Here is a 20963-nt window from a genome sequence, read left to right as displayed (position 1 = left end):
ATGGCAAAGGAGTTCTCAGGAGTTCATATTTTACTGACAGGGGAATGAGGGCTGGCATGAAAATCTGGTTTAACCGCTGGTTCACGACGGTGAGCCATTATATCACAATGATTAAGAACAATCCTGACAATAGAAGCTTTACCGTATATGGGACCCATCCGGATAAGGATGCACTCTATTTGCAGGTATGCGATTTCAAAGGGACTGAGCCTGATATATCCGGTGAGGAATATATTTTGTTCTGCCTGGATTTCTGTGCCCGGAACGAGATTGATATTTTTATTCCCCGCAAGGAAAATGTCCTGATTTCACGGAATCTTCCCCGTTTTGAAGCAATAGGCGTCAAGGTGCTTGTCTGCCCGGACCCAATGCTTATGTCCTTCATGGACAATAAGGCGGCCATCTACCGGTCAATTGAGGAAAAGAATTCAGCCGGCAAGCAGCTGGTAAGCATCCCTGACTACGAAGTCGTCAATACAGCGGCAGGCTTCAAGGAAGCCTATCATAAGCTTAGGGCAGCGGGCCATAAAGTCTGCTTCAAGCCTGTTATTGGAGAAGGGGCATATGGTTTCAGAGTGGTAAAGGATCGTGAAGATTCAATAGCGGAGCTGTTCGGGCAAGGGGTTGGACACCGGATTTCCTTTGCGAATGCCTGCGGGATTTTATCGCAGCAGGAAAGTTTTCCAGACCTGATGGTGCTCGAATATCTGGATGGCCCTGAGTACAGTATCGACTGCCTGGCCGACGGCGGCAAGCTGTACACCAGCATTCCAAGGAAAAAAGGGCATGGCAGGGTGAGGGAGCTGGAGGAAAACCTGCTGCTCAGCGGGATAGCCGAAAACCTTCATCGGGAATACCCGGTTCCTTATGTATTCAATGTCCAGGTCAAATATGGACAAGGTGTACCGAAGCTGCTGGAAATCAACCCGAGAATGAGCGGTGGGCTTCATATCAGCTGCCTGTCCGGCATTAACTTCCCTTATCTTGCCATTAAACTCCTCTTAAATGAAAAGATTGATCCTGCTCCCCCGAATTTCGGGATAAGGGCAAGCTATCTTGAAAAAGAGGTTATCCTAAGCTGAAAAAGGAGCTGAGATTCTCCTTTTTTATTTTTTTTTCTAATCTGAGAAGAATTTCTTTACATACCATACCAGGGTATACTACAATACAGATAAGGGGAGGGAATTTAATGGAAAAGGAATTAAATGAATTGCCGTTAGTCCCTGAGGGTGAAAGCTGCGATCATGTGAGCGGGCGGAAGAGCCATCACTCAGAAGTGACAAAGAAAAACCTTGTCACCAGGCTCAACCGGATTGAAGGCCAGATCCGGGGAATCAAAGGCCTGATTGAAAAGGATACGTATTGTGATGATGTTATTACCCAGATTTCAGCCACTCAGTCTGCTTTGAACAGCGTTGCCAAAATTCTGCTCGAAGGACACCTGAAGAGCTGTGTTGTCGAGAGGATCCAGGAGAACGATCTTGAGGTGGTTGATGAGCTGCTGGTAACTGTACAAAGACTAATGAAGAAATAAAGGAGAGATTCAGAATGGAAACAATCACATTAGAAGTAAAAGGCATGAGCTGCGGCCATTGCGTAAAAGCTGTAGAAGGAAGCGTAGGGAAGCTTGAAGGCGTATCTGCTGTAAAGGTTGATCTAGAGAATGGCAAAGTCAATGTCGAATATGATTCATCCAAAGTAAATCTAGGCGAAATTAAAGAAACAATCGATGATCAGGGCTATGATGTTGTCTAACAGCAAATAGCCTGCGGGACCGTGCTGAGGCACGTTCTCTTTTTCATCAAAATATACCCCGTATAGGTATAAGGAGATGTGAGCGATGAGCGAGCAAGCAAAAGAAACTCAGTTTGAAATAAGCGGGATGACCTGTTCAGCCTGTGCCGTAAGAATAGAAAAAGGACTCAAAAAGGTTGAAGGTGTGGAAAATGCTTCAGTCAATTTGGCTCTTGAAAAAGCGGCTGTTCAATTTAACCCTGAAAAAGTGAAGCAGGAAGATATTTTTGAAAAGGTAGAAAATCTGGGCTACAAGGTTGTGACTGAAAAGGCAGAGCTCGCCATTACAGGCATGACCTGTGCAGCCTGCTCCGCACGCATTGAAAAAGGGCTAAAGAAAATGGACGGAATCAGTGATGCAAACGTCAATTTGGCGCTGGAAAGGGCAGATGTGGTCTATAATCCTTCTGCAGTATCGCCGGCTGACCTTATTAAAAGAGTTGAAAAACTTGGCTATGGTGCTGCCCTGAGAACTGAGGAGGTGGCAGGTGAAGAGCAGGACCACCGTGAAAGAGAAATAGAGAGACAGAAAGGAAAATTCACTTTTGCTCTTATTCTTTCTCTGCCATTATTATGGGCAATGGCTGGACATTTCAGCTTTACCAGCTTCCTGTATGTGCCGGAGATGTTCATGAATCCCTGGGTGCAGCTGGCCCTTGCTGCTCCAGTCCAGTTTATCATCGGCCGCCAGTTTTATACAGGCGCCTACAAAGCTCTTAGAAACGGCAGCGCCAATATGGATGTACTGGTTGCCCTCGGCACCTCTGCTGCCTTTTTCTACAGCTTATATTTATCAATAAGATCGATAGGTTCAGGGGGCCACTCAGTAAATCTTTATTTTGAGACCAGTGCAGTCCTGATAACGCTGATTATTCTGGGGAAACTGTTTGAAGCCAAAGCAAAAGGACGGTCTTCTGAGGCCATTAAAAAGCTGATGAATCTGCAGGCTAAAACGGCGCGCGTCATCAGGAATGGCGAGGAAACCGAAATTCCCCTGGAAAGCGTCATGCCCGGTGATATCCTTGCCGTGAAGCCAGGAGAGAAAATTCCTGCTGACGGAATGATCCTTGAGGGAAGAACCGCCGTGGATGAAAGCATGATAACAGGAGAAAGCGTACCTGCAGATAAGGAGCCCGGCGATTCAGTCATTGGGGCAACCATCAACAAAAATGGTTTCATAAAAGTGCAGGCAGCAAAAGTGGGTAAAGATACAGCCCTCGCACAAATCATCAAGGTTGTTGAGGATGCACAAGGTTCAAAGGCACCAATCCAGCGCCTTGCTGACAAGATTTCCGGGATATTTGTACCGATTGTTGTGGGGATCGCTGCCGTTGTATTCCTCATCTGGTACCTGTGGGCAGATCCAGGCAATTTTGCAGAAGCTCTTGAAAAATTGATTGCTGTTCTTGTGATAGCATGTCCCTGTGCATTGGGTTTGGCGACACCGACCTCCATCATGGCCGGATCAGGGCGGGCTGCAGAATACGGTATCCTTTTTAAGGGCGGGGAGCATCTTGAACGGACACACCGCATTACGACGGTGGTTCTTGATAAGACTGGTACAATCACCAACGGGAAGCCGGTATTGACAGATGTGCTGACGGAAATGGATGAGACGGAGTTCCTGGCTATGGCAGGTGCGGCAGAAAAACAGTCTGAGCATCCTCTTGCCGAAGCTATAACAGCCGGAATCAAAGCACGCAATATTATAATGAAAGAAGCGGAAGAATTTGAAGCAATTCCCGGATATGGCATTAAAGCTGTTGTGGCTGGAAAGAAGCTCCTGATAGGAACCAGAAGGCTGCTCGGTGCGGATTCTATTGATTTCAGCCCTGCTGAAGCTGATCTTGAAACGCTTGAAAGCCAAGGTAAAACTGCCATGCTGGCAGCCATTGACGGTCATTTTGCAGGCATCATCGCGGTTGCAGACACAATCAAGGATACATCTGCCGAGGCAATCGCACGCCTTAAGGAGATGGGTCTTGAAGTAATCATGATGACAGGTGACAACAAGGCTACAGCCGAGGCAATCGGCAGGGAAGCTGGTGTTGATGCGGTAATATCTGAAGTCCTCCCGGAAGGAAAGGCAGAAGAAGTGAAAAAGCTGCAGAAGCAAGGGAAAATTGTGGCCATGGTGGGAGACGGAATCAATGATGCGCCGGCACTGGCTGTTGCCGACATCGGAATGGCAATCGGAACAGGCACTGATGTAGCGATGGAGGCGGCAGATATTACCCTGATCCGCGGCGACTTAAGAAGCATTTCCGATGCCATTTACATGAGCAGGAAAACAATCTCGAACATCCGGCAAAACCTCTTCTGGGCTTTTGGATATAATACGCTCGGCATCCCCTTTGCAGCACTTGGTCTGCTTGCGCCATGGCTGGCAGGGGCAGCAATGGCATTCAGTTCAGTCTCGGTTGTCCTTAATGCGCTGAGGCTGCAGCGGGTCAAATTATAAGGAGGGCTTCTGATGAAAAAGTGGGCCATATCAGCCGCAGTATACCTGCTGTTGGTGATTTGCGGCTATTATTTGTATGATACATTAATCGCTGAACCCCCTGCGGAACCAGAGCACGGTCATCAAAGCGATTAGGAAGGAATGGCATAAAGCTATTTGTTTTTAAAGCAGAGAAACAGAACAAGAGGAAAAAGCTCCATGCATCTGGGGCTTTTCCTTTTTTATTAAGGAGGAAATCTTCTGAAGCCTTCCAGCAACAATAAATTTAATTTTTGGAATATAATAATAATAGACTTACAAAGGGGGAAGAAAATTGGCGGAAAATATTGAACTGAAGAATAGCGTGGCGGAAGCATTAGAAAAAATAGCGGGCATTTCAGCTGTCCAAAAGGGACTATCCTTTTTAAAAAATGATAATGACCGGACATCGGCTGATCAAAAGGAGCTGACGAGCATCCCTGCACCTACCTTTGAAGAGGGGGAACGGGGGGAGTATTATAGACGAAGGCTGGAAGAGCTGGGTATTGAAGATATTTCGAAAGATGATGCAGGCAATATATTCGGCCTGAGAAAGGGAACGGGGAATGGACCAAGGATTGCGGTTTGTGCCCATCTTGATACTGTTTTTCCAGCAGGCACTGACACAGTCCCAAAAGTAAAAGACGGAAAAATTTATGCTCCCGGCATCGCTGATGACGGAAGGGGGCTGGCTGCCGTACTGACTCTAATCCGTGCGTTCAACGAAACGGGAATCGAAACGGAAGGGGATATTCTGTTTGGAGCGACGGTTGGAGAAGAAGGACTTGGGGATTTAAATGGCGTTAAGGCGCTGTTTGGACAAGATCATGGGATAGACGGTTTCATTTCCATAGAACCAGGCAGCCCTGAGCGAATTACATATCTGGCTGCAGGCAGTAAAAGATATGAGATTACCTATAAGGGCTCAGGCGGCCACAGCTTTGGGGATTTCGGGACGCCGAGCGCCATTCATGCTGCAGGAAAAGCCATTGCCGGCATAGCAGATCTTAAGGTGCCGGAAGATCCAAAAACAACTTTTAATGTAGGGATAGTATCCGGAGGGACCTCGGTCAATACGATTGCAGCGGAAGCCAGATTGATCATCGATCTTCGTTCGGTTTCCGCAGATGAGCTGGCAAGGGTTGAATCTGAAGCGCTCTCCATCATCAAGGAAGCTGCCGGCGGTGCTGATTCCGGAATTACAGTTGAAATCAAGCAGGTAGGCGACCGCCCGGCAGGCAGCCAGGATATGGAATCAGCCATTGTCCAAACGGCTGCAGAGGCTTCAAGGCAGCTAGGATTCATACCTTCGTTTGAGAAAGCCAGCAGCACCGACTCCAATGTGCCGATTGCTCTTGGAATTCCGGCTGTAACACTTGGCGGAGGCGGTAGCTTTGGGGGCATACATACACTTGAAGAGTACTTTGATCCGCAGGATGCCTATTATGGGCCGCAGGCCATTTTCCTATGTATTCTGGGATTGACGGGAATCAAAGGCATTTCCAGTCCGGTCCTGGACAGCCGGCGCAAAAATAATGCAGAAGGGGGCCAATAATGGAAACATTGACGATTGAAAATTTCATGAACATCAGAAACGTGAAGAATCCTGCTTATGGACCGCAGGGGAAAATGCTGAATTTCATCTCAGATGCTTCCGGGATTCCGCAATTATGGGAAATACACGCTGAAGGCGGCAACCCTAATCAGGTACTGGAAACCGCTGAAAGGATTATGTTTGTTTCCTTTATCCAAGGAACCGGTAAAAGGATTTTTGGCATGGATGAGGGTGTGAATGAAAAGCAGCAGCTTTTCCTTTTAACCGAAACTGGGGAGGTCATCCGGCTGACCGACTCGCCAGAACATATACACAAGTATGGAGGGGTATCTCCTGATGGAAAGTGGATTTCCTGGGCCAGCAACCGCCGTCATAACACCTATTTTGATATATATATTCAAAGTCTTGAAAGTTTTGAAGTTAAAATGGTGTTCCAGGGAGATGGTCATTTTTCTCCGCTTCAATGGCATCCGGAAGGAAACTCCCTGCTGATAGAGCAGGTGAACACAAATCTTGATAATGACCTTGGACTGCTGGATCTTTCAGGGGGAACAGTGCAGTGGCTCACAAAGCATGAGGGGGAAGCGGCTTTTGCCAGCCCTGCGTTCAGCTCAGATGGAAAAATGATTTATATGCTGTCCAACAGGGATCGGGAATTCATGAATCTTGCCAGACTTAATCTTGAAACACTGGAAACAAAGTGGCTGGTCGAGAAGGAGTGGGACTTGGAAGAGCTGAAGCTCAGCACTGATAAAAAGAAGATCGCTTTTTCCATCAATGAAGGAGGGGTCTCAAAAGGCGCATTATTGGATTTTGAATCGAATGAAGTGACAGAGTGGGAATCCCCTGCAGGCGTCATTACTGACTTTTCTTTCTCTCCTGATAACAGCAGGCTTGCCTTTATCCTGAATGGGCCGCAGCATCCTTCAGACATTTGGGAACTCGATCTCAGATCTCGTAAAGCTAAAAGGGCCACGTTCATTTCGCATGATCCTCTGGTAGAGGAAAAGCTGTGTGCTCCTGAACTGATTTCTTTTGCTTCCTTTGATGGCCTTGAGATTCCAGCATTTTACTATAAGCCTAAAAAGGCTGACGGAAAGCTTCCGGTGGTTGTGTTTGTCCACGGAGGGCCGGAAAGCCAGATAAGGGCTGTTTTTAATCCGTTCCTGCAGTTTTTCCTTGATAATGGATTTGCAGTATGTACGCCGAATGTCAGGGGGAGTACGGGCTATGGTAAAAGCTTTACCCATCTGGATGATGTCAGGAAGCGGATGGACTCTGTACGTGATTTAGTCCATCTTGTCGATTGGCTGAAAACAGAGGGAGGAGCTGCCGAAGATCAGATCAGCATTATGGGAAGAAGCTACGGGGGCTTTATGGTCCTGGCAGCCATCACCCACTACCCTGACATCTGGTCTTCTGCCATTGATATTGTTGGAATTTCGAGCTTCCGGACGTTCCTGCAGAATACCAGCCCGTGGAGGCGGAAAATGAGGGAAGCTGAATATGGGAGCATAGAGAATGACGGGGCCTTCTTCGATGAAATTGATCCGCTTCATAAAACAGACAGGATTCAATGTCCGCTCCTTGTTCTTCACGGTGCCAATGATCCGAGAGTGCCGATTGAGGAAACAGAGCAGATTGTGGAGGATCTGAAGAATCGTAAGCATCCTGTAGAGTATATCCGTTTTGAGGATGAAGGCCATTTCTTTGTAAAAAGGGAGAATAATATTAAAGCTTATACAGCTTCATGGGATTTCCTCAAGGAATATTCCGGAAGGATCAAACATTAGGAGCTGCTGTTCCTGAAAGATTTTATAGAAGCTTTCAGGCTGCTGTATGAACCTATCGCTGCATATCCATAAAACCATCCCATAAAGAGGCCGGCCACGAAGTCATGCTTATGGCTGATCAGGACCGAAACGGGCAGTCCGCAAAGCAAGGCAACTGACGGGACTATTTTTGCAGGGATATTGAAATACAGCTTCAGCAGCTGTGTTACAATAAGACCGCAGGCACGGCAAAAACAGCATCCCAAAAGTTGGTATGTATAACAGGGAACATTGGGCCTATCACCTTTCTTCCTAGTCAGGACTGACTGTTTCAGTCTATTTTTGCCGGCAGCCAGAGAATTATACGGGGGGAAGGTCTATGTATACAGCAGCAGCTTTCATTTTTTGCTATTTAGCCGGCTGCATCAACGGGGCTTATCTTCTGGCCAGAAAGTGGCAGGGAAAAGATATCAGGCAGATGGGCAGCGGGAACGCAGGTGCAAGGAATGCTGGCCGTGAACTTGGAAAAAGAGGTTTCTTTTATACGATTTTGATTGATGCAGGGAAGACAGTGGCTGCTTTAGCTGCAGCTGATGCTTTTCTGGGGCATTCCGCACTGTTGGTCTGTGCTTTCGCTGTACTATGCGGGCATATCTGGCCGGCCCCCCTTGGATTCAGGGGAGGCAAGGGGGTTGTCGTATATCTGGCATCGGCTCTTTATTTAGCCCCCGCAAGCCTGCTGGCTGCCTTTATTGTACTGCTTGCCGGATGGAGCGTCACACGGCGCTTTACGGTTCCAGGGCTTATCGCAATGGCGGCAATGCCTGTTTCCATCTATTTATTAGCAGGAGACGTTCCAGCAGCCGTTGCATTTGTGATTATGCTCCTGATTGTGATAGCAGCACATAACGACTTTTTTTATAAGAAAGTGGCCTAGCCGAAAAGCTCTTTCCAGCCAGAAGGCTCCTCCATTTCCAGACAAAACAGTTGAGCTGGGAGCACAAATGAGGTAATATATAAATACAAGCTGCTTTGCCCGTAACCATAATAAAGTTTTAACCTTTAAGCTGTAATAGGGAGTTTTATATCGAAGCTGGAATGACAAGCCTCTGTCACATGTGACAAGGAGGACATGCAGGAAGGTTTCTGCAAACACCCACTTTGAGGAGTGGTGGTTTAAAACTTTCTTATATTTATTACGGCAAAAGTGGCTTACATAAGCATTTAGAAACCAGTTCCTTTCAGGAGCTGGTTTTTTGCTTTTATAAGGACCTCTCTAGACTAAAAAATGATGCCAAATTTCAAGAAAAATAAAGGTGTTCAAATGCTGAATAGCCAATACTTTGTATATCCACTAAACAATATAGATAAGTTTACTTCAATTCAATGCATATAAAAAGTTTACAGATTAACAAATTTTAGATAGAAAGGTGAGAATAATGACTTTGAATGCACATAAAGCAAAAATGCTGATAGACAAGTCGTTTAGAATATCCGATATTGACCCTAGGATATATGGTTCTTTCATAGAGCAGCTGGGCCGTGCCGTATATGGGGGAATATACGAACTTTCGCATTCCAGTGCTGATGAGGATGGATTCCGACAAGATGTTATAGAACTGGTAAAAGAGCTGAGGGTGCCGATTATCCGCTATCCCGGGGGGAATATGGTTTCAGCTTACAACTGGGAAGATGGAATCGGACCAAAAGAATTGAGGCCAAAACGCCTGGATTTAGCCTGGAATTCACTGGAGACAAACGAAGTTGGGACTAACGAATTTGCAGCCTGGGCGAAGAAAGTCAATGCAGAAGTCATGATGGCTGTTAACTTAGGTACCAGGGGCATTGATGCTGCACGAAATTTAGTAGAATACTGTAATCATCCCGGCGGTACTTATTGGAGTGATTTAAGAAAAGAACATGGCTATACTGACCCTCACAATATAAAGGTCTGGTGTTTGGGAAATGAAATGGATGGACCCTGGCAAATTGGCATGAAAACGGCATATGAATATGGAAGGCTAGCTGCTGAAACTGCCAAGGCGATGAAATTGGTCGATCCTTCGATTGAACTGGTCAGCTGCGGAAGCTCCGGCTCAGGCATGCCAACATTTCCTGAATGGGAAGCAGAAACACTCGAACATACATATGAAGCTGCTGATTATATATCTCTTCATCAATATTATGGGAATAGAGATAATGACTCGGCAAACTATTTGGCAAGTACACTGGACATGGATAGTTTCATTAAAACTGTTACTGCAGCATGTGATTATATGAAGGCAAAGAAACGCAGTAAAAAAACAATGAACTTGAGTTTTGACGAATGGAATGTTTGGTTTCATTCCAATGATCAGGACAAGGCAATTGAACCTTGGTCTTTGTCGCCTCCGTTATTGGAGGATATTTACACATTTGAGGATGCTTTGCTTGTAGGCAGCATGCTGAATACCCTGCTAAAGCATTCAGATCGGGTAAAGATCGCTTGTATGGCCCAGCTGGTAAATGTCATTGCACCAATTATGACAGAAACAGGAGGCGGTATTTGGAAGCAATCCATTTTCTATCCATTCTACTATACTTCTGTATATGGACGTGGTACAGCACTTCATTCGATTGTTGATTCACCCAAGTATGACAGTAAAGATTTTACTGATGTGCCATTCTTAGACCAGTCAGTGGTCTATAATGAAGAAAGTGAAGAACTGGTTATCTTTGCTGTAAATCGCAGTCTGGATACTCAATTGCTGGTTGATGTTGATATCCGGTCGTTCGAAGGGTATAAATTAGCCGAACAGATAGTACTAAAAAATGAAAATCCCAAAGCGGTAAATTCCATTAATGATGAGCAAGTTAAACCAGAGAAGGGCAATGACTCATATATTGAAAATGGAACTCTTACTGCTGTATTGCCAAAAATGTCATGGAATATGTTCAGGCTTAAGAAGCTGGAAGTTTGATATCAGAACGTTAGGTAATAATAGTTCCAAGGCAGCATGTTCACTCTCTTTTGAGGTCCTTTCCAAAGATATATGAATCAAAAGACTAAGCCGTACACTGCATTAAACCACAAAAAGCCATGGGAGAGAATTATATGTTTCTCTCCCATGGCTTTTTGTTGTGCAGCTTTATAGCGCTGTTCTTATACAGGCTCTCTGCGGTTATCGATTTTCTTTGCCATGGAAAGGGCGGCAGACAGCTTTTCCTCTATATAATAGAGGGCATCGACATCACTCCGGGTCCCATCCAGATGTTCTTCTATAACATTGCAGAGCATTCCGGCCGCCCTTGTAACATGGTCCAGGGCCGAAGCAAGCTCCCAGTCTATGCATCTGTTTGTGGTAGCGATCATTTGTATTTCTTTAAGCTGCCGATGGACATTCCGGATAGAAATGGCATCGAACTGATCATGGATCACGCTCATTTTCATTCCCCCTTTTTATTCTCCCCTTTACAAACTATGCATATCTCCTGGTTTATAGAATACGTTCGTCATCTGCGGTCAGAAGGGTACTGGAATATGTCAGTAGCCTTTCCTGTAATCAACAAGATTGTGGGCAGGCTTCTTACCTTCTAGATATTCCTTCAGGTTGGGAACCAGAATATCGTTGATGACCCTTTCATCGTAATATTCGGTTGAGCCGGAAGTGTGTGGTGTGATAATTACATTTTCCATTTCCCAGAGAGGGCTGCTCTCCTGGAGAGGTTCTTTTTCAAAAACATCCAGACCTGCTCCGGCAATCTCGCCCTCTTTAAGGGCACTGATCAGATCCTGTTCGACCAGGATTTCACCTCTGCCAATATTGATTAAGAATGCGGTGTTCTTCATTCTTTTAAACTGTGATGCGGAAAACAGAGAGTGTGTTTCATCTGTTAGAGGGAGTGTGATGACAATATAATCACAGTGAGGCAGAATATCATCCAGCTTTTCGGCAGTGTGCATTTCGTCAAAATGCTGCTCTTCTTTTCCGGAGAGCCTCACTCCAATCACTTTCATGCCAAAGGCTTTAGCAATTTTGGCTGTTTCGCAGCCAATTGCACCCGCACCGATGATACCGATGGTCTTTTTGTGGATTTCCTGGTTCATATGGCTGTGATGCCACTTCTTCTCTTCCTGGTTTCTCACATAGGTATGTATTTTCCGGGTGAGTGCGAGCATCAGGCCAAAAATAGTCTCAGAAATCGGATAAGCATGGACACCGTTCGCGCTTGTCAGGAAGACATTGTTTTTTTCCAGCTCTTCAAGCGGAAGATTATTGACGCCTGCACTCCAGGTTTGAATCCAGCGGAGGTTATTGCTGTCCGCCGCTTGGACTGTATCTTTTTTCCACCCTGCAATAATTTCAGCATCCATCAGATGGCTTTTCCAGATTTCAGGATCTTTCCCTGAGATAATATTCCAGCCCGGCATAACGTTTTTAACATTTTTTAGCAGGTCTTCACGGAGATCTTGTGTTAGTATCATTGTTTTTGTGGACAAATAAGTTACCTTCTTTCTCAATAGATGACAGAAATTTCGAATAATACCATTCTAACATCTTTGGAAAATAATAAGAAAAGAAATGCTTTTAATAGCTAAAAACGTTGAAACCTATATGGACTGGGAAAAATGGAATGGAAATACTTTTGGAAGGCTTTGGTGCCTATCCGCGATGACATGGTTTTTTTATTGATAGGCTGCCTGAGCTTTGTATCACGCGAGAGCCTGGAATATATGCAGAATACCATTAAAGCTTCTTGAAAAAGAAAGCTATTCTTTTTATAATAAAATAGACCGAATATTCTATTTTGAGAAAAACTTATATCTGGGGGGAAACCTAATGCAAACTGCCGCTGTGCTTTCATATGAAGCTGCCCTGAAGAAATTTGAAAAAATCGATGAGAAAATAACTCATTTAACAAGCATTTCAAGCCTTTTGGGCTGGGATCAGAAGGTGATGGCTCCGAAAAAAGGAAGAGGATTTTTCTCCAAGTCAATCGGGACGCTTGAAACGGAAATCTTCAAGCTCCAGGTGAGCGGGGAACTCGGAGAGGTGCTTGCCATTCTGGATGATGAAGAAAAAGCTGTTCATCTGGATGAAAGAATGCAGGCAAGGATCAGGGAAAGAAAAATGTTTTATGACAAATCAAAAAGCATCCCTGCTGACTTGTACAATGAATATAGTATTCTGACTGCAGAGGCCAACAATGCCTGGGAAGAAGCCCGGGAAAAGAATGATTTTCTGCATTACCTTCCTTACCTCGAAAAAATCATAGATTACAAAAAACAATTCATTAAGCTTTATGGCGAATATGACCATCCTTATGACGCACTCCTGGAAGATTTCGAACCAGGGCTGACAGTAAAAAAGCTGGATCCTCTTTTTTCATCCCTGCGCAAAAGCAGTGTAGAACTGCTGAAGAAAATACAAAACTCTGGTGCAGTGCTGCCGGTTGAAATTGTCAGACAGTCTTTCCCTGTTGGCAAACAGAAGGATTTCAACAGGGCAATTCTTCCTGAGATCGGCTTTGATCTGGATGCAGGCCGGCTGGATGAAACTGTCCATCCTTTTGCTCAGCCAATCAATACGAGAGATGTCAGGATTACAACCAGATATGCTGAATATAATGTATTGACCGCCCTTTTCGGCACGATCCATGAAGCGGGTCACGGAATTTATGAACAGCAGATCGATCCTGCTCTTGAAGGCACTTGCCTCAGGGAAGGGGCATCTTTCGGCATTCATGAATCACAATCGAGATTCCTTGAAAATATGGTTGGCAGAAGCAGACAGTTCTGGAGCCGCTTTTATCCTGAATTCCAGAAAACCTTTTCAGAACAGCTTGCAGATGTAACCGAAGATCAGTTTTACCAGGCGATAAATGCGGTCAATCCTTCATTTATCAGGGTGGAAGCTGATGAACTGACCTATAATCTCCATATCATGCTCCGCTATGAGATTGAAAAAAGCTTGTTCGAAGGGACGCTTTCTGCAAAAGATCTTCCGGAAGCATGGAACAAAAAAATGGAGGATTACCTGGGAATTAGACCTGAAACAGATTCAGCAGGAGTGCTTCAGGATGTACACTGGTCATTCGGCGGATTTGGCTATTTTCCTTCGTATGCTTTGGGCAATCTGTATGCAGCGCAAATCCTGGAAACAATAAAAAAACAAATCACGGATTTCGGGGAAAAGATAGCAGAAGGCGATTTCAGCACTATCATGCAATGGCTGAAAGACAATATTCATCAGTATGGAAAAACCTTCACCCCGGATGTTTTAATCCAAAAGGTGACAGGTGAAGAGCTGAATGCAGAGTATCTTATTCAATACCTTGAAGATAAATATGGGAAATTATATAATTGCTGAATAAAGGCTCTCCCTCGAGGAGGGCTTTTTTCTTGAAAGAATAATAGATAGAAGGTGATTTGTTTGAAGGCGTATTTATTTCTGTTCATTGCCATTGCAGCAGAATTATTCGGAACTTCTATGCTGAAGGCCTCTGAAGGTTTTACGAAAATATGGCCGGCCCTAGGAGTGCTCTTCGGTTTTGGAGTGGCTTTTTTTGCTTTATCTCTTTCGTTAAAAACAATCCCATTGAGCATCGCATATGCTATCTGGTCCGGAATCGGCACTGCTGCAACTGCAGTAATCGGCATATTGATTTGGAAAGAAAAGCTGAACATGCTGAGCGCTGCAGGAATCATCCTTATTATTCTTGGCGTTGTTCTCCTTAATATGGCTTCTCCATCGAGTCATGCCGGCGGGGAAGAGGCATATACAGAAACAGTAAAAGGAAATTAATTTACAAAATATTCTATTAATTGTATAATTATCCTGATAGATAGCTTGAAAGGCTTCTGGCAGCTAAACTGGAAGCCATTTTCTTCTGATAAAACTCCGCATTTTTCTCTTCTTCGAACCCATCACATAAACAAACACTTACACATATATTCCATAAACCTATTCCATTCTGGAGGTGTTTCTTATGTGAATTCACCACTGACATTATTATGAGAAAATCCAAAATTATAGAAGAATTTGCACAAGCTTTTTTATTATGGATTAAACCAGGGGAGGGGAAACTTTGGATCAGCTATATATAGAAAAATTCCTTATAAGGAGAGAAACGCTTTGCATCATGCCATTCAGTAATCTGTTTGGGGAGCGGCATGCTGAAATTGTAGGTCTGGAAGATGAATCTGTTTTGGTTAAAGGCCCCCCGCATGAGGTGATGAATGATTCCCTTCAGCAGCTGGGAAGCAATTTAAAGGGCGCTATGAAGGGCACTAAGAAAGTTTTAGGCAAAGTCAGCATGCCGCCGGTACGGCTCTGCGGCCTGCAGGATATGTTTTGGTTTCCTCACAAAGCTCCCTTTCATGAAGACACCGTATGGTTTTCGCTTCACGGGATAGAAGATGTGGCAGCCATTGGGGTGAATAAATGTGCTGTCCTGCTTATAAACGGAAAAACAGTACATCTTGATATTTCGGAAAAACTTTTCAAAAATAGGATGGCAAGGGCTGAGAGCTATAAATACCGGATTGAAAAGGCAACAGGCAGAACACTGACATATCTTTATAACCCGCCGGCTGGCTTCAAAATAAGTGAGTGAGCCAAACATATTCATGCAGAGAAAAAAATGAGAATCTTTGAGTCTTTCCCGGCATAACTCTTTTTATACACAAATTTTGAAAGGGTGAAAGTGATGGGAAAAGCTTTAGTATTTCAATCGGATTTCGGATTAGCAGATGGGGCGGTCAGTGCGATGCACGGTGTTGCTTTTTCCGTCAGCCCTGCCATTCCAATTTTCAATTTGACGCATAACATCCCTGCTTTTTCCGTATGGGAGGCATCCTGCAGGCTTAATCAGACTCTTCCATATTGGCCTGAGGGGACAGTCTTTGTTTCTGTGGTCGATCCTGGTGTCGGTTCTGAGAGGAGGAGCCTCGCAGTCAAAACAGCAACAGGACAGGTGGTCATCACGCCGGATAACGGCACATTGACACATGTCAGCATGAATGCAGGGATTGCTGAAGCGAGGGTCATTAATGAGACGATGAACAGGCTTCCAGGATCCCTGGAATCTCACACATTCCACGGCAGGGATATTTACGCGTATACAGGAGCCAGGCTGGCCAGCGGCGCAGTCAGCTTTGAAGAACTGGGGGAACATGTAGATCCCGGCGTTATTTGTATTTTGCAGGCTCCATGCGCTTCACTCAATAACGGCAAATCTGCAGGGTGTATTGAAATCATGGATGTCCGCTTCGGGAATCTGTGGACGAATATTGGGAGAACTCTGCTGATCGAGATGGGAGTGGCACACGGAGACAGACTGATAGCGGAAATTAGGGCAGGCCAATCACTTGCCTTTAGAGGGCTGGTGACTTTTGGTAAATCTTTTGCAGATGTACCTGGGGGAGAACCTGTTGCCTATATAAACTCACTTGGGAATCTTGGGCTGGCTGTGAACCAAGGTTCTTTTGCTGAAATATTTTCGATAGGGGCAGGGCAAGATTGGACCATATCAGTTGAAAAGTCAGAATTCCGGGAGATGCTGCAGAAAAACCTTGCAAGTGGGATTGCTGCTACATGAGAGAGGATAAGGGAGTGCGGGAAAGCCTGCTCTTTTTGACGGCCTTTGGCACGCCAAGGTGATAACCAGCCAATTCCATAAGCAATGAGAAAGACCTGGAAGGGTCTTTTTTCTTTTGGGCAGGTTTTATTTGAAAACCGAATGAATAGGAGAAACCTTTGGAGGAGAAGAGGCAGCCAGGAAGGTTAACGCTGGTCTGAGTGCTTGAAGCGGAATGAGGTACTCAAAAGTCTGATGCGCCGATCAGAATTCCCCATGCAGGACAAATGAGGTACTCAAGAGAGTGGATGCACCGACCGGAGTACCTCATACAGCACATATGAGGTACTCAAGAAAGCAGATATGCCGATCAGAGTGCCCCATACAGGACAAGTGAGGTACTCAAGAGAGTGGATGCACCGATCTGAGTTCCTCAAGCGGGCAAAGGGGCAGATGGCTTACTGGAGAAAGGGTCAACATTGTTCTGACTCCCCTATACGAGCACAATCTGCACGCCCATGCTGATGTTAACATGTATATATAGGAAAAAATATCATATTCACTTTATATCTCCGTTCAATCCCACAAACGTGAAATCAGCCTTCCTAACCATAATAACGGGTTTAATAATTGGCTGAGTCCCTCTGATAGAATTTCCTTCAAAATCGAGTCTTTTTGTTTTCCGGCCGCCTGCTTGCCTTTTTTCCTTCTTTTTCTATTCGCCATAGTTTCACCAGCCTTAGTGTGGTTGTCGCAAATTGGAATAATGAGTTACTGTAACCAATATTATACAAAAGAAAACTTCCTGCTTACTATATGCTATTTTACCCGGATGAATGTATGGAGAAAAAAATGTCTAAATGGCACGTTTAGATAGATTTTCGCTGTTTTTCTGTAAAATAAAGGTATATAAAGCATAAAAACTAGGAGAAAAGTGGTTTAATGTCATGATTGAAATATAACTGTAATATAATTATTACCTGTTTGAAAGATTTGGGTGTTATACTTCTAATTGTGAAAAAAAGGTTTAAATTGGTTAATTTAATAGAATTTTGTCACAGAACAATCGAATTTAAAATTTAAAATACATATAGTTTGCCGTTGGCTTTTGCAATTAGATAAAGAGAGAGTCTTATAGCTTGGCAAAGGGAAGCAGGGGGAAGAGAGCGATGAAAAAGAAATTAGTAGTGCTGAACACGACAATTATGCTTGGCCTGGGAAGTGCATTTTCCATCCCGGCAGTTAATGCGGATACATTACACAGCAAAAAAGCTCAAATCCAGGAACAGCGTTCTGGAATCCAGGCCAATATTTCAAAGGCAGCTCAAGAGATTGCAAAAGCTCAGAATGAATTGGAAAAATTGAATGCACAAATTGCACGCGTCAATCAGGCAATCAAGGATAATAACAGCAAGATTGCGACAACAAAAGAACAAATTGCTGCTACAAATGCTGAGATTGAAGAACTGAAGAAAGAAGTAGCTGTCATTCAGGAACGCATTGAGAAGAGGAACGAAGTCCTGAAGGAAAGGGCCAAGTCATTCCAGGAAAGCGGTGCTTCAGTAGGCTATCTTGAAGTGCTGATGGGTTCCACAAGCTTCAGTGATTTCATTGACCGCGTAGGAGCGGTAGCTAAGATTGTCGAGGCTGACAGAGGTTTGATGGAAGAGCATGAAGCGGATAAGAAGGAGCTCGAAGAAAAGAAGGCTTCTGTTGAGCAAAAACTGGCAGGCCTCAATGAAATGAAGACAGAACTTGAAGGCATGCAGGCTCAGATTCTTGAACAGAAGGCCCAGATCGATGTACTGAAGGCTGAGGTCCAGCAAAAGGAAAAGCAGGCTACTGCCCTGAAAGCGGACTTGCTTCAAAAAGATGCTTCACTGGCATCGGAACTGACTTCAATTGACAACGCGATTGCGCAGGAAAGAAAGCGCCAGGCTGCCGAAGCTGCAAAAGCAGTGCAAAGGAGCTACAGCTCTAATACAGCAGCATCTTCTAACAGCGGATCAAGCAGCAATAATGGAACAAGCAATAACGGCGGAAGCAGCAGTACTCAGTCGTTCGCGCCTGCTCCGAAGGCAAACGGCAATATCAATACTGCCATCACTGCAGGTTATAAATATATCGGAAACTCTGTCTATGTTTTCGGTGGAGGAAGAACTGCATCTGATGTTGCCAACGGCCGTTTTGACTGCTCAGGCTTCGTACACTGGGCTTTCGCACAGGCTGGCATTAGTGTCGGTTCAAGCACTGATTCTCTTAAAAACTCAGGCACCCGCGTTTCCACAAGCGAAATGCAGCCAGGAGACCTTGTATTCTTCAACACTTATAAAACAGATGGACATGTTGGAATATATATTGGCGGCGGTAAATTCATCGGATCACAAAGCTCGACAGGCGTAGCAATTGCCAATATGTCAAGCGGCTATTGGGCACAGAAATTCAACGGGCGTGTAGTAAGGGTCCGTTAATAAAATATTCTTGAAAAAAGGAGAGGGCATTCAAGCCCTCTCCTTTTTTATTGTTCAGGATATTATAAATTGTATGTCTTGTGGATTATTTTCAATTTTTGATCAACTTTCAGCAGCTGCGCCGAGATCACAAGTCTAACCTCCCAATAAGGCAAAGAACGCCTTTCTGGGAGGTTCGTCTTAAGGTCCCCAGGATGTGGGTCTCAAGACGTTTCCGAAGGATGTGTGTTCTTAGTCTGCGTTCCTTAAGGTGCAAGGTGCTTGCGCTATGTTCAGTTAAGATTTTTTTTTGAGATTTTGGTTACCGGCCAGCAGCTGCTCTCAGAGGCCATAAATCACGTATAAACTTTCAGGCGGCTTTTTTTGCATAGTATATAGATGTATTAGTGGGCAGAGTTGGTTTAATGGCAGCTTATAACTGGTAAACTACCTTGTTACCCCCTGCTCTCCATATGATAGTTCTATTTACCTATTATTATTTTTGAAAAATGAATATTTTCTGTTTATTCTATTGAATATCCTTTATTCTCTGCCGATAATAGTAAAAAAGGATGATTCAGGGGGCTATAATGATTACTATTTTAAGAAATTGGAATTTGGGAAAGAAATACATAGCTGTCTTCGCTGTTACTATTTGCTTATTCATTTTATCAGCAGCAGTCGTTTTCAATCAGTTTTCTTTGATTAAGAGTGATGTTGCTTCCATTGATGAGAACAGCATGCGCGCTGTTCAGCTGACAGAGATGGGCTCCATTTACCGCTCAAAGACGATCATGGTGCTGGATTATGTTCAGGTACGCTCACAGAGAATCGTTGAAAACTATGATAAGCAGTCGGGCGAATTCCTTCAGCTGCATGAGGCATTGAAAGAAAGCATGAGAACGAAGGAGGAGCAGGAGCTCTATGCTAAGTTCATTGAAAGCGATGAGAGGCTTAATGAACAGTTTAAAAAACAGCTTATACCAAATATCGAAAGCAATGCCAAGGTTTTGACCGTCCTGAATGATATCCGCACCAAGAGGGATACTGTTATCGCACGCTTGAATGAATTAAGAGAAAGTGTGGAGGCCGGGAAAAACCAGTCAATTGCCAGTACTGAAGAAAGGCTTCAGGCAAGCATCATCATTTTAATTGCTTCTATCCTTGTTTCTTCTGCTTCTGGTTTTGCATTCATCATTCTAATTAACAGGACAGTCAAGAAAAATCTCAGGGCAGTAGTGGATAGTGCCAGGCGGGTGTCATCAGGTAATCTTTCAGGAACCCCGCTCGCTTGGAAGGGTAAAGATGAAATCGGTATCCTGGCGAGTGCCATGGACGATATGAAAGAAAATCTCCTCCAGATGGTAGGCTCCATTCAGGAAGCTGCAGGTTCGGTACAGACCCAAAGCAGTATCCTGACAAAGTCTGCCAACGAGGTAGCCGCAGGAGGCCGGCAAATATCGGCAACAATGGAGGAACTGGCTTCCGGGACTGACCAGCAGGCACTGGCCGCATCTGATCTTTCTGAAACAATGGCCAGATTCTCACAGAGCATCAAGGCTGCACATAATTTTGGAATATCTATGTCGGATACTGCCGGGAATGTATTAAAGGAAGCTTCCATTGGCATGGAGAGAATGGAGCAGGCGGGAAAGGATATGACACAGATTCATGACACCGTCGAGGCCTCTGTTTCCAAAGTTGGCGATCTTGAAAAGCAGTCAGGGGAGATTGCTTCCCTTGTTGAAGTGATCCAGGGTATTGCAGACCAGACGAATCTGCTGGCGCTGAACGCTGCGATTGAGGCGGCGAGAGCAGGAGACAGCGGAAAAGGGTTTGCCGTCGTTGCCAGGGAAGTGAAAGTACTTGCCCAGCAGGTAACCTCATCACTGGTTCATATTACAGATATCGTAGCCAGCATTCAGAGAGAATCAAAGCAAATTGCCGTTGCTTTGAAGAACAGCTACTTACAGGTTCAGCGGGGCACCGGAAGCCTGAAGGATACTGAAGAGACTTTCAGCACCCTGAAAGGATCCATCCTTTCTCTGGGAGAGACAATTTCCAAAATGAGCAGCACCCTTGAGGAGGCTGATACGAATACATCTGCCATCAGCCAGTCGGTTGAAACGATAGCATCGGTGTCCGAAGAAGCTGCAGCAGGTGTAGAAGAAACAGCTGCAACCATCATCCAATCCAATTCAGTGATGACCGATGTTGAACAAAATGCCAATAGTCTGGCAGACTTGGCAAAGCAGCTCAATCAGCTTGTCAGCCGATTTAAAATATAAGAAATGGCCCGCGGATCCAGCGGGCCATTTCTTATATTTGCTCTGCAGCAGCGGCGGGGAAGCACC

At 44.8% G+C, this 20963-nt stretch carries 17 protein-coding genes, 1 other RNA gene and 2 pseudogenes; 17 read left to right on the top strand and 3 right to left on the bottom strand.

The genetic code is table 11. The features are described 5' to 3' along the window. The first annotated feature begins 56 nt into the window (after positions 1–56). From N288_RS14225 to N288_RS14200, 7 genes are all read left to right on the top strand, one after another. Complete coding sequence (locus N288_RS14225) at positions 57–1082, top strand: ATP-grasp domain-containing protein (RefSeq protein WP_035402352.1); 1026 nt, start codon at positions 57–59, stop codon at positions 1080–1082. A 107-nt stretch (positions 1083–1189) separates the two neighbouring features. Next, positions 1190–1534 carry a metal-sensitive transcriptional regulator gene (locus tag N288_RS14220; protein WP_009793166.1) on the top strand — a complete coding sequence of 115 codons (345 nt, stop codon included), beginning with the start codon at positions 1190–1192 and terminating at the stop codon, positions 1532–1534. A 14-nt stretch (positions 1535–1548) separates the two neighbouring features. Continuing rightward, positions 1549–1755, top strand: coding sequence for a copper chaperone CopZ (gene copZ / locus N288_RS14215; RefSeq protein WP_009793167.1), 207 nt, complete (start codon positions 1549–1551; stop codon positions 1753–1755). Positions 1756–1840: 85 nt separating this feature from the next. Then, entirely contained in the window at positions 1841–4255 is a 2415-nt protein-coding gene (locus tag N288_RS14210) for a heavy metal translocating P-type ATPase (protein WP_009793168.1), read from the top strand. Between the two features lie 12 nt (positions 4256–4267). Beyond that, complete coding sequence (locus tag N288_RS25690; RefSeq protein ID WP_022544035.1) at positions 4268–4390, top strand: hypothetical protein; 123 nt, start codon at positions 4268–4270, stop codon at positions 4388–4390. Positions 4391–4568: 178 nt separating this feature from the next. Continuing rightward, complete coding sequence (locus N288_RS14205; RefSeq protein ID WP_009793169.1) at positions 4569–5828, top strand: M20/M25/M40 family metallo-hydrolase; 1260 nt, start codon at positions 4569–4571, stop codon at positions 5826–5828. Further along, positions 5828–7621: a S9 family peptidase gene (locus N288_RS14200; protein WP_009793170.1), complete on the top strand. Its 1794-nt coding sequence runs from the start codon at positions 5828–5830 to the stop codon at positions 7619–7621. Before N288_RS14205 ends, N288_RS14200 begins: the two co-directional genes overlap by 1 nt. On the opposite strand, the pseudogene N288_RS25560 reads toward N288_RS14200, so the two are convergent. Beyond that, positions 7618–7892, bottom strand: a pseudogene (locus N288_RS25560) (hypothetical protein). The gene N288_RS14200 and the pseudogene N288_RS25560 overlap by 4 nt on opposite strands. Positions 7893–7979: 87 nt before the next feature. Between N288_RS25560 and N288_RS14190 the strand changes: the two are divergent. The 3 genes from N288_RS14190 to arfA all read left to right on the top strand — a co-directional run bounded on the left by N288_RS14190 (position 7980) and on the right by arfA (position 10560). Continuing rightward, on the top strand, positions 7980–8537 hold the full coding sequence (locus tag N288_RS14190) for a glycerol-3-phosphate acyltransferase (protein WP_009793172.1): 558 nt from the start codon (positions 7980–7982) through the stop codon (positions 8535–8537). Positions 8538–8621: 84 nt separating this feature from the next. Beyond that, positions 8622–8818: non-coding RNA, 6S RNA (ssrS, locus tag N288_RS24745), on the top strand. Between the two features lie 221 nt (positions 8819–9039). Then, positions 9040–10560, top strand: coding sequence for an arabinosylfuranosidase ArfA (gene arfA, locus N288_RS14185; protein ID WP_009793173.1), 1521 nt, complete (start codon positions 9040–9042; stop codon positions 10558–10560). 182 nt (positions 10561–10742) lie between these two features. Here arfA and N288_RS14180 read toward each other — a convergent pair whose 3' ends face one another. Continuing rightward, positions 10743–11024 (bottom strand): hypothetical protein, encoded by a 282-nt coding sequence (locus N288_RS14180; protein WP_022544034.1) that lies wholly within the window; start codon positions 11022–11024, stop codon positions 10743–10745. A 99-nt stretch (positions 11025–11123) separates the two neighbouring features. Continuing rightward, a complete protein-coding gene (locus tag N288_RS14175) occupies positions 11124–12080 on the bottom strand; it encodes a D-2-hydroxyacid dehydrogenase (RefSeq protein ID WP_022544033.1) in 957 nt (318 codons plus the stop codon). Positions 12081–12420: 340 nt separating this feature from the next. On the opposite strand from N288_RS14175, the gene N288_RS14170 reads away from it, so the two are divergent. The 7 genes and pseudogenes from N288_RS14170 (at position 12421) to N288_RS25855 (ending at position 20897) form a co-directional block, all read left to right on the top strand. Further along, complete coding sequence (locus N288_RS14170) at positions 12421–13950, top strand: carboxypeptidase M32 (protein WP_009793177.1); 1530 nt, start codon at positions 12421–12423, stop codon at positions 13948–13950. 63 nt (positions 13951–14013) lie between these two features. After that, positions 14014–14385, top strand: a complete 372-nt coding sequence (locus N288_RS14165) for a DMT family transporter (RefSeq protein WP_009793178.1) — start codon at positions 14014–14016, stop codon at positions 14383–14385. A gap of 283 nt (positions 14386–14668) precedes the next feature. Then, positions 14669–15196: a competence protein ComK gene (locus N288_RS14160; protein WP_009793179.1), complete on the top strand. Its 528-nt coding sequence runs from the start codon at positions 14669–14671 to the stop codon at positions 15194–15196. 90 nt (positions 15197–15286) lie between these two features. Continuing rightward, positions 15287–16180 carry an SAM hydrolase/SAM-dependent halogenase family protein gene (locus N288_RS14155; RefSeq protein ID WP_087944248.1) on the top strand — a complete coding sequence of 298 codons (894 nt, stop codon included), beginning with the start codon at positions 15287–15289 and terminating at the stop codon, positions 16178–16180. Between the two features lie 1148 nt (positions 16181–17328). Then, positions 17329–18630, top strand: coding sequence for a coiled-coil domain-containing protein (locus N288_RS14150; RefSeq protein WP_022544032.1), 1302 nt, complete (start codon positions 17329–17331; stop codon positions 18628–18630). 551 nt (positions 18631–19181) lie between these two features. Then, positions 19182–19955, top strand: a pseudogene (locus N288_RS25860) (HAMP domain-containing protein); the annotation flags it as partial. Beyond that, positions 19941–20897: a methyl-accepting chemotaxis protein gene (locus N288_RS25855; RefSeq protein WP_410110757.1), complete on the top strand. Its 957-nt coding sequence runs from the start codon at positions 19941–19943 to the stop codon at positions 20895–20897. The pseudogene N288_RS25860 and the gene N288_RS25855, both read left to right, overlap by 15 nt. Positions 20898–20963 lie beyond the last annotated feature (66 nt).

The sequence above is a fragment of the Bacillus infantis NRRL B-14911 genome (assembly GCF_000473245.1).
GTDB classification, from domain to species: Bacteria; Bacillota; Bacilli; order Bacillales; family Cytobacillaceae; genus Bacillus_AB; species Bacillus_AB infantis.
Note: the sequence above shows the minus strand (reverse complement) of the source record. Positions and strands in the feature narration are given on the sequence as shown.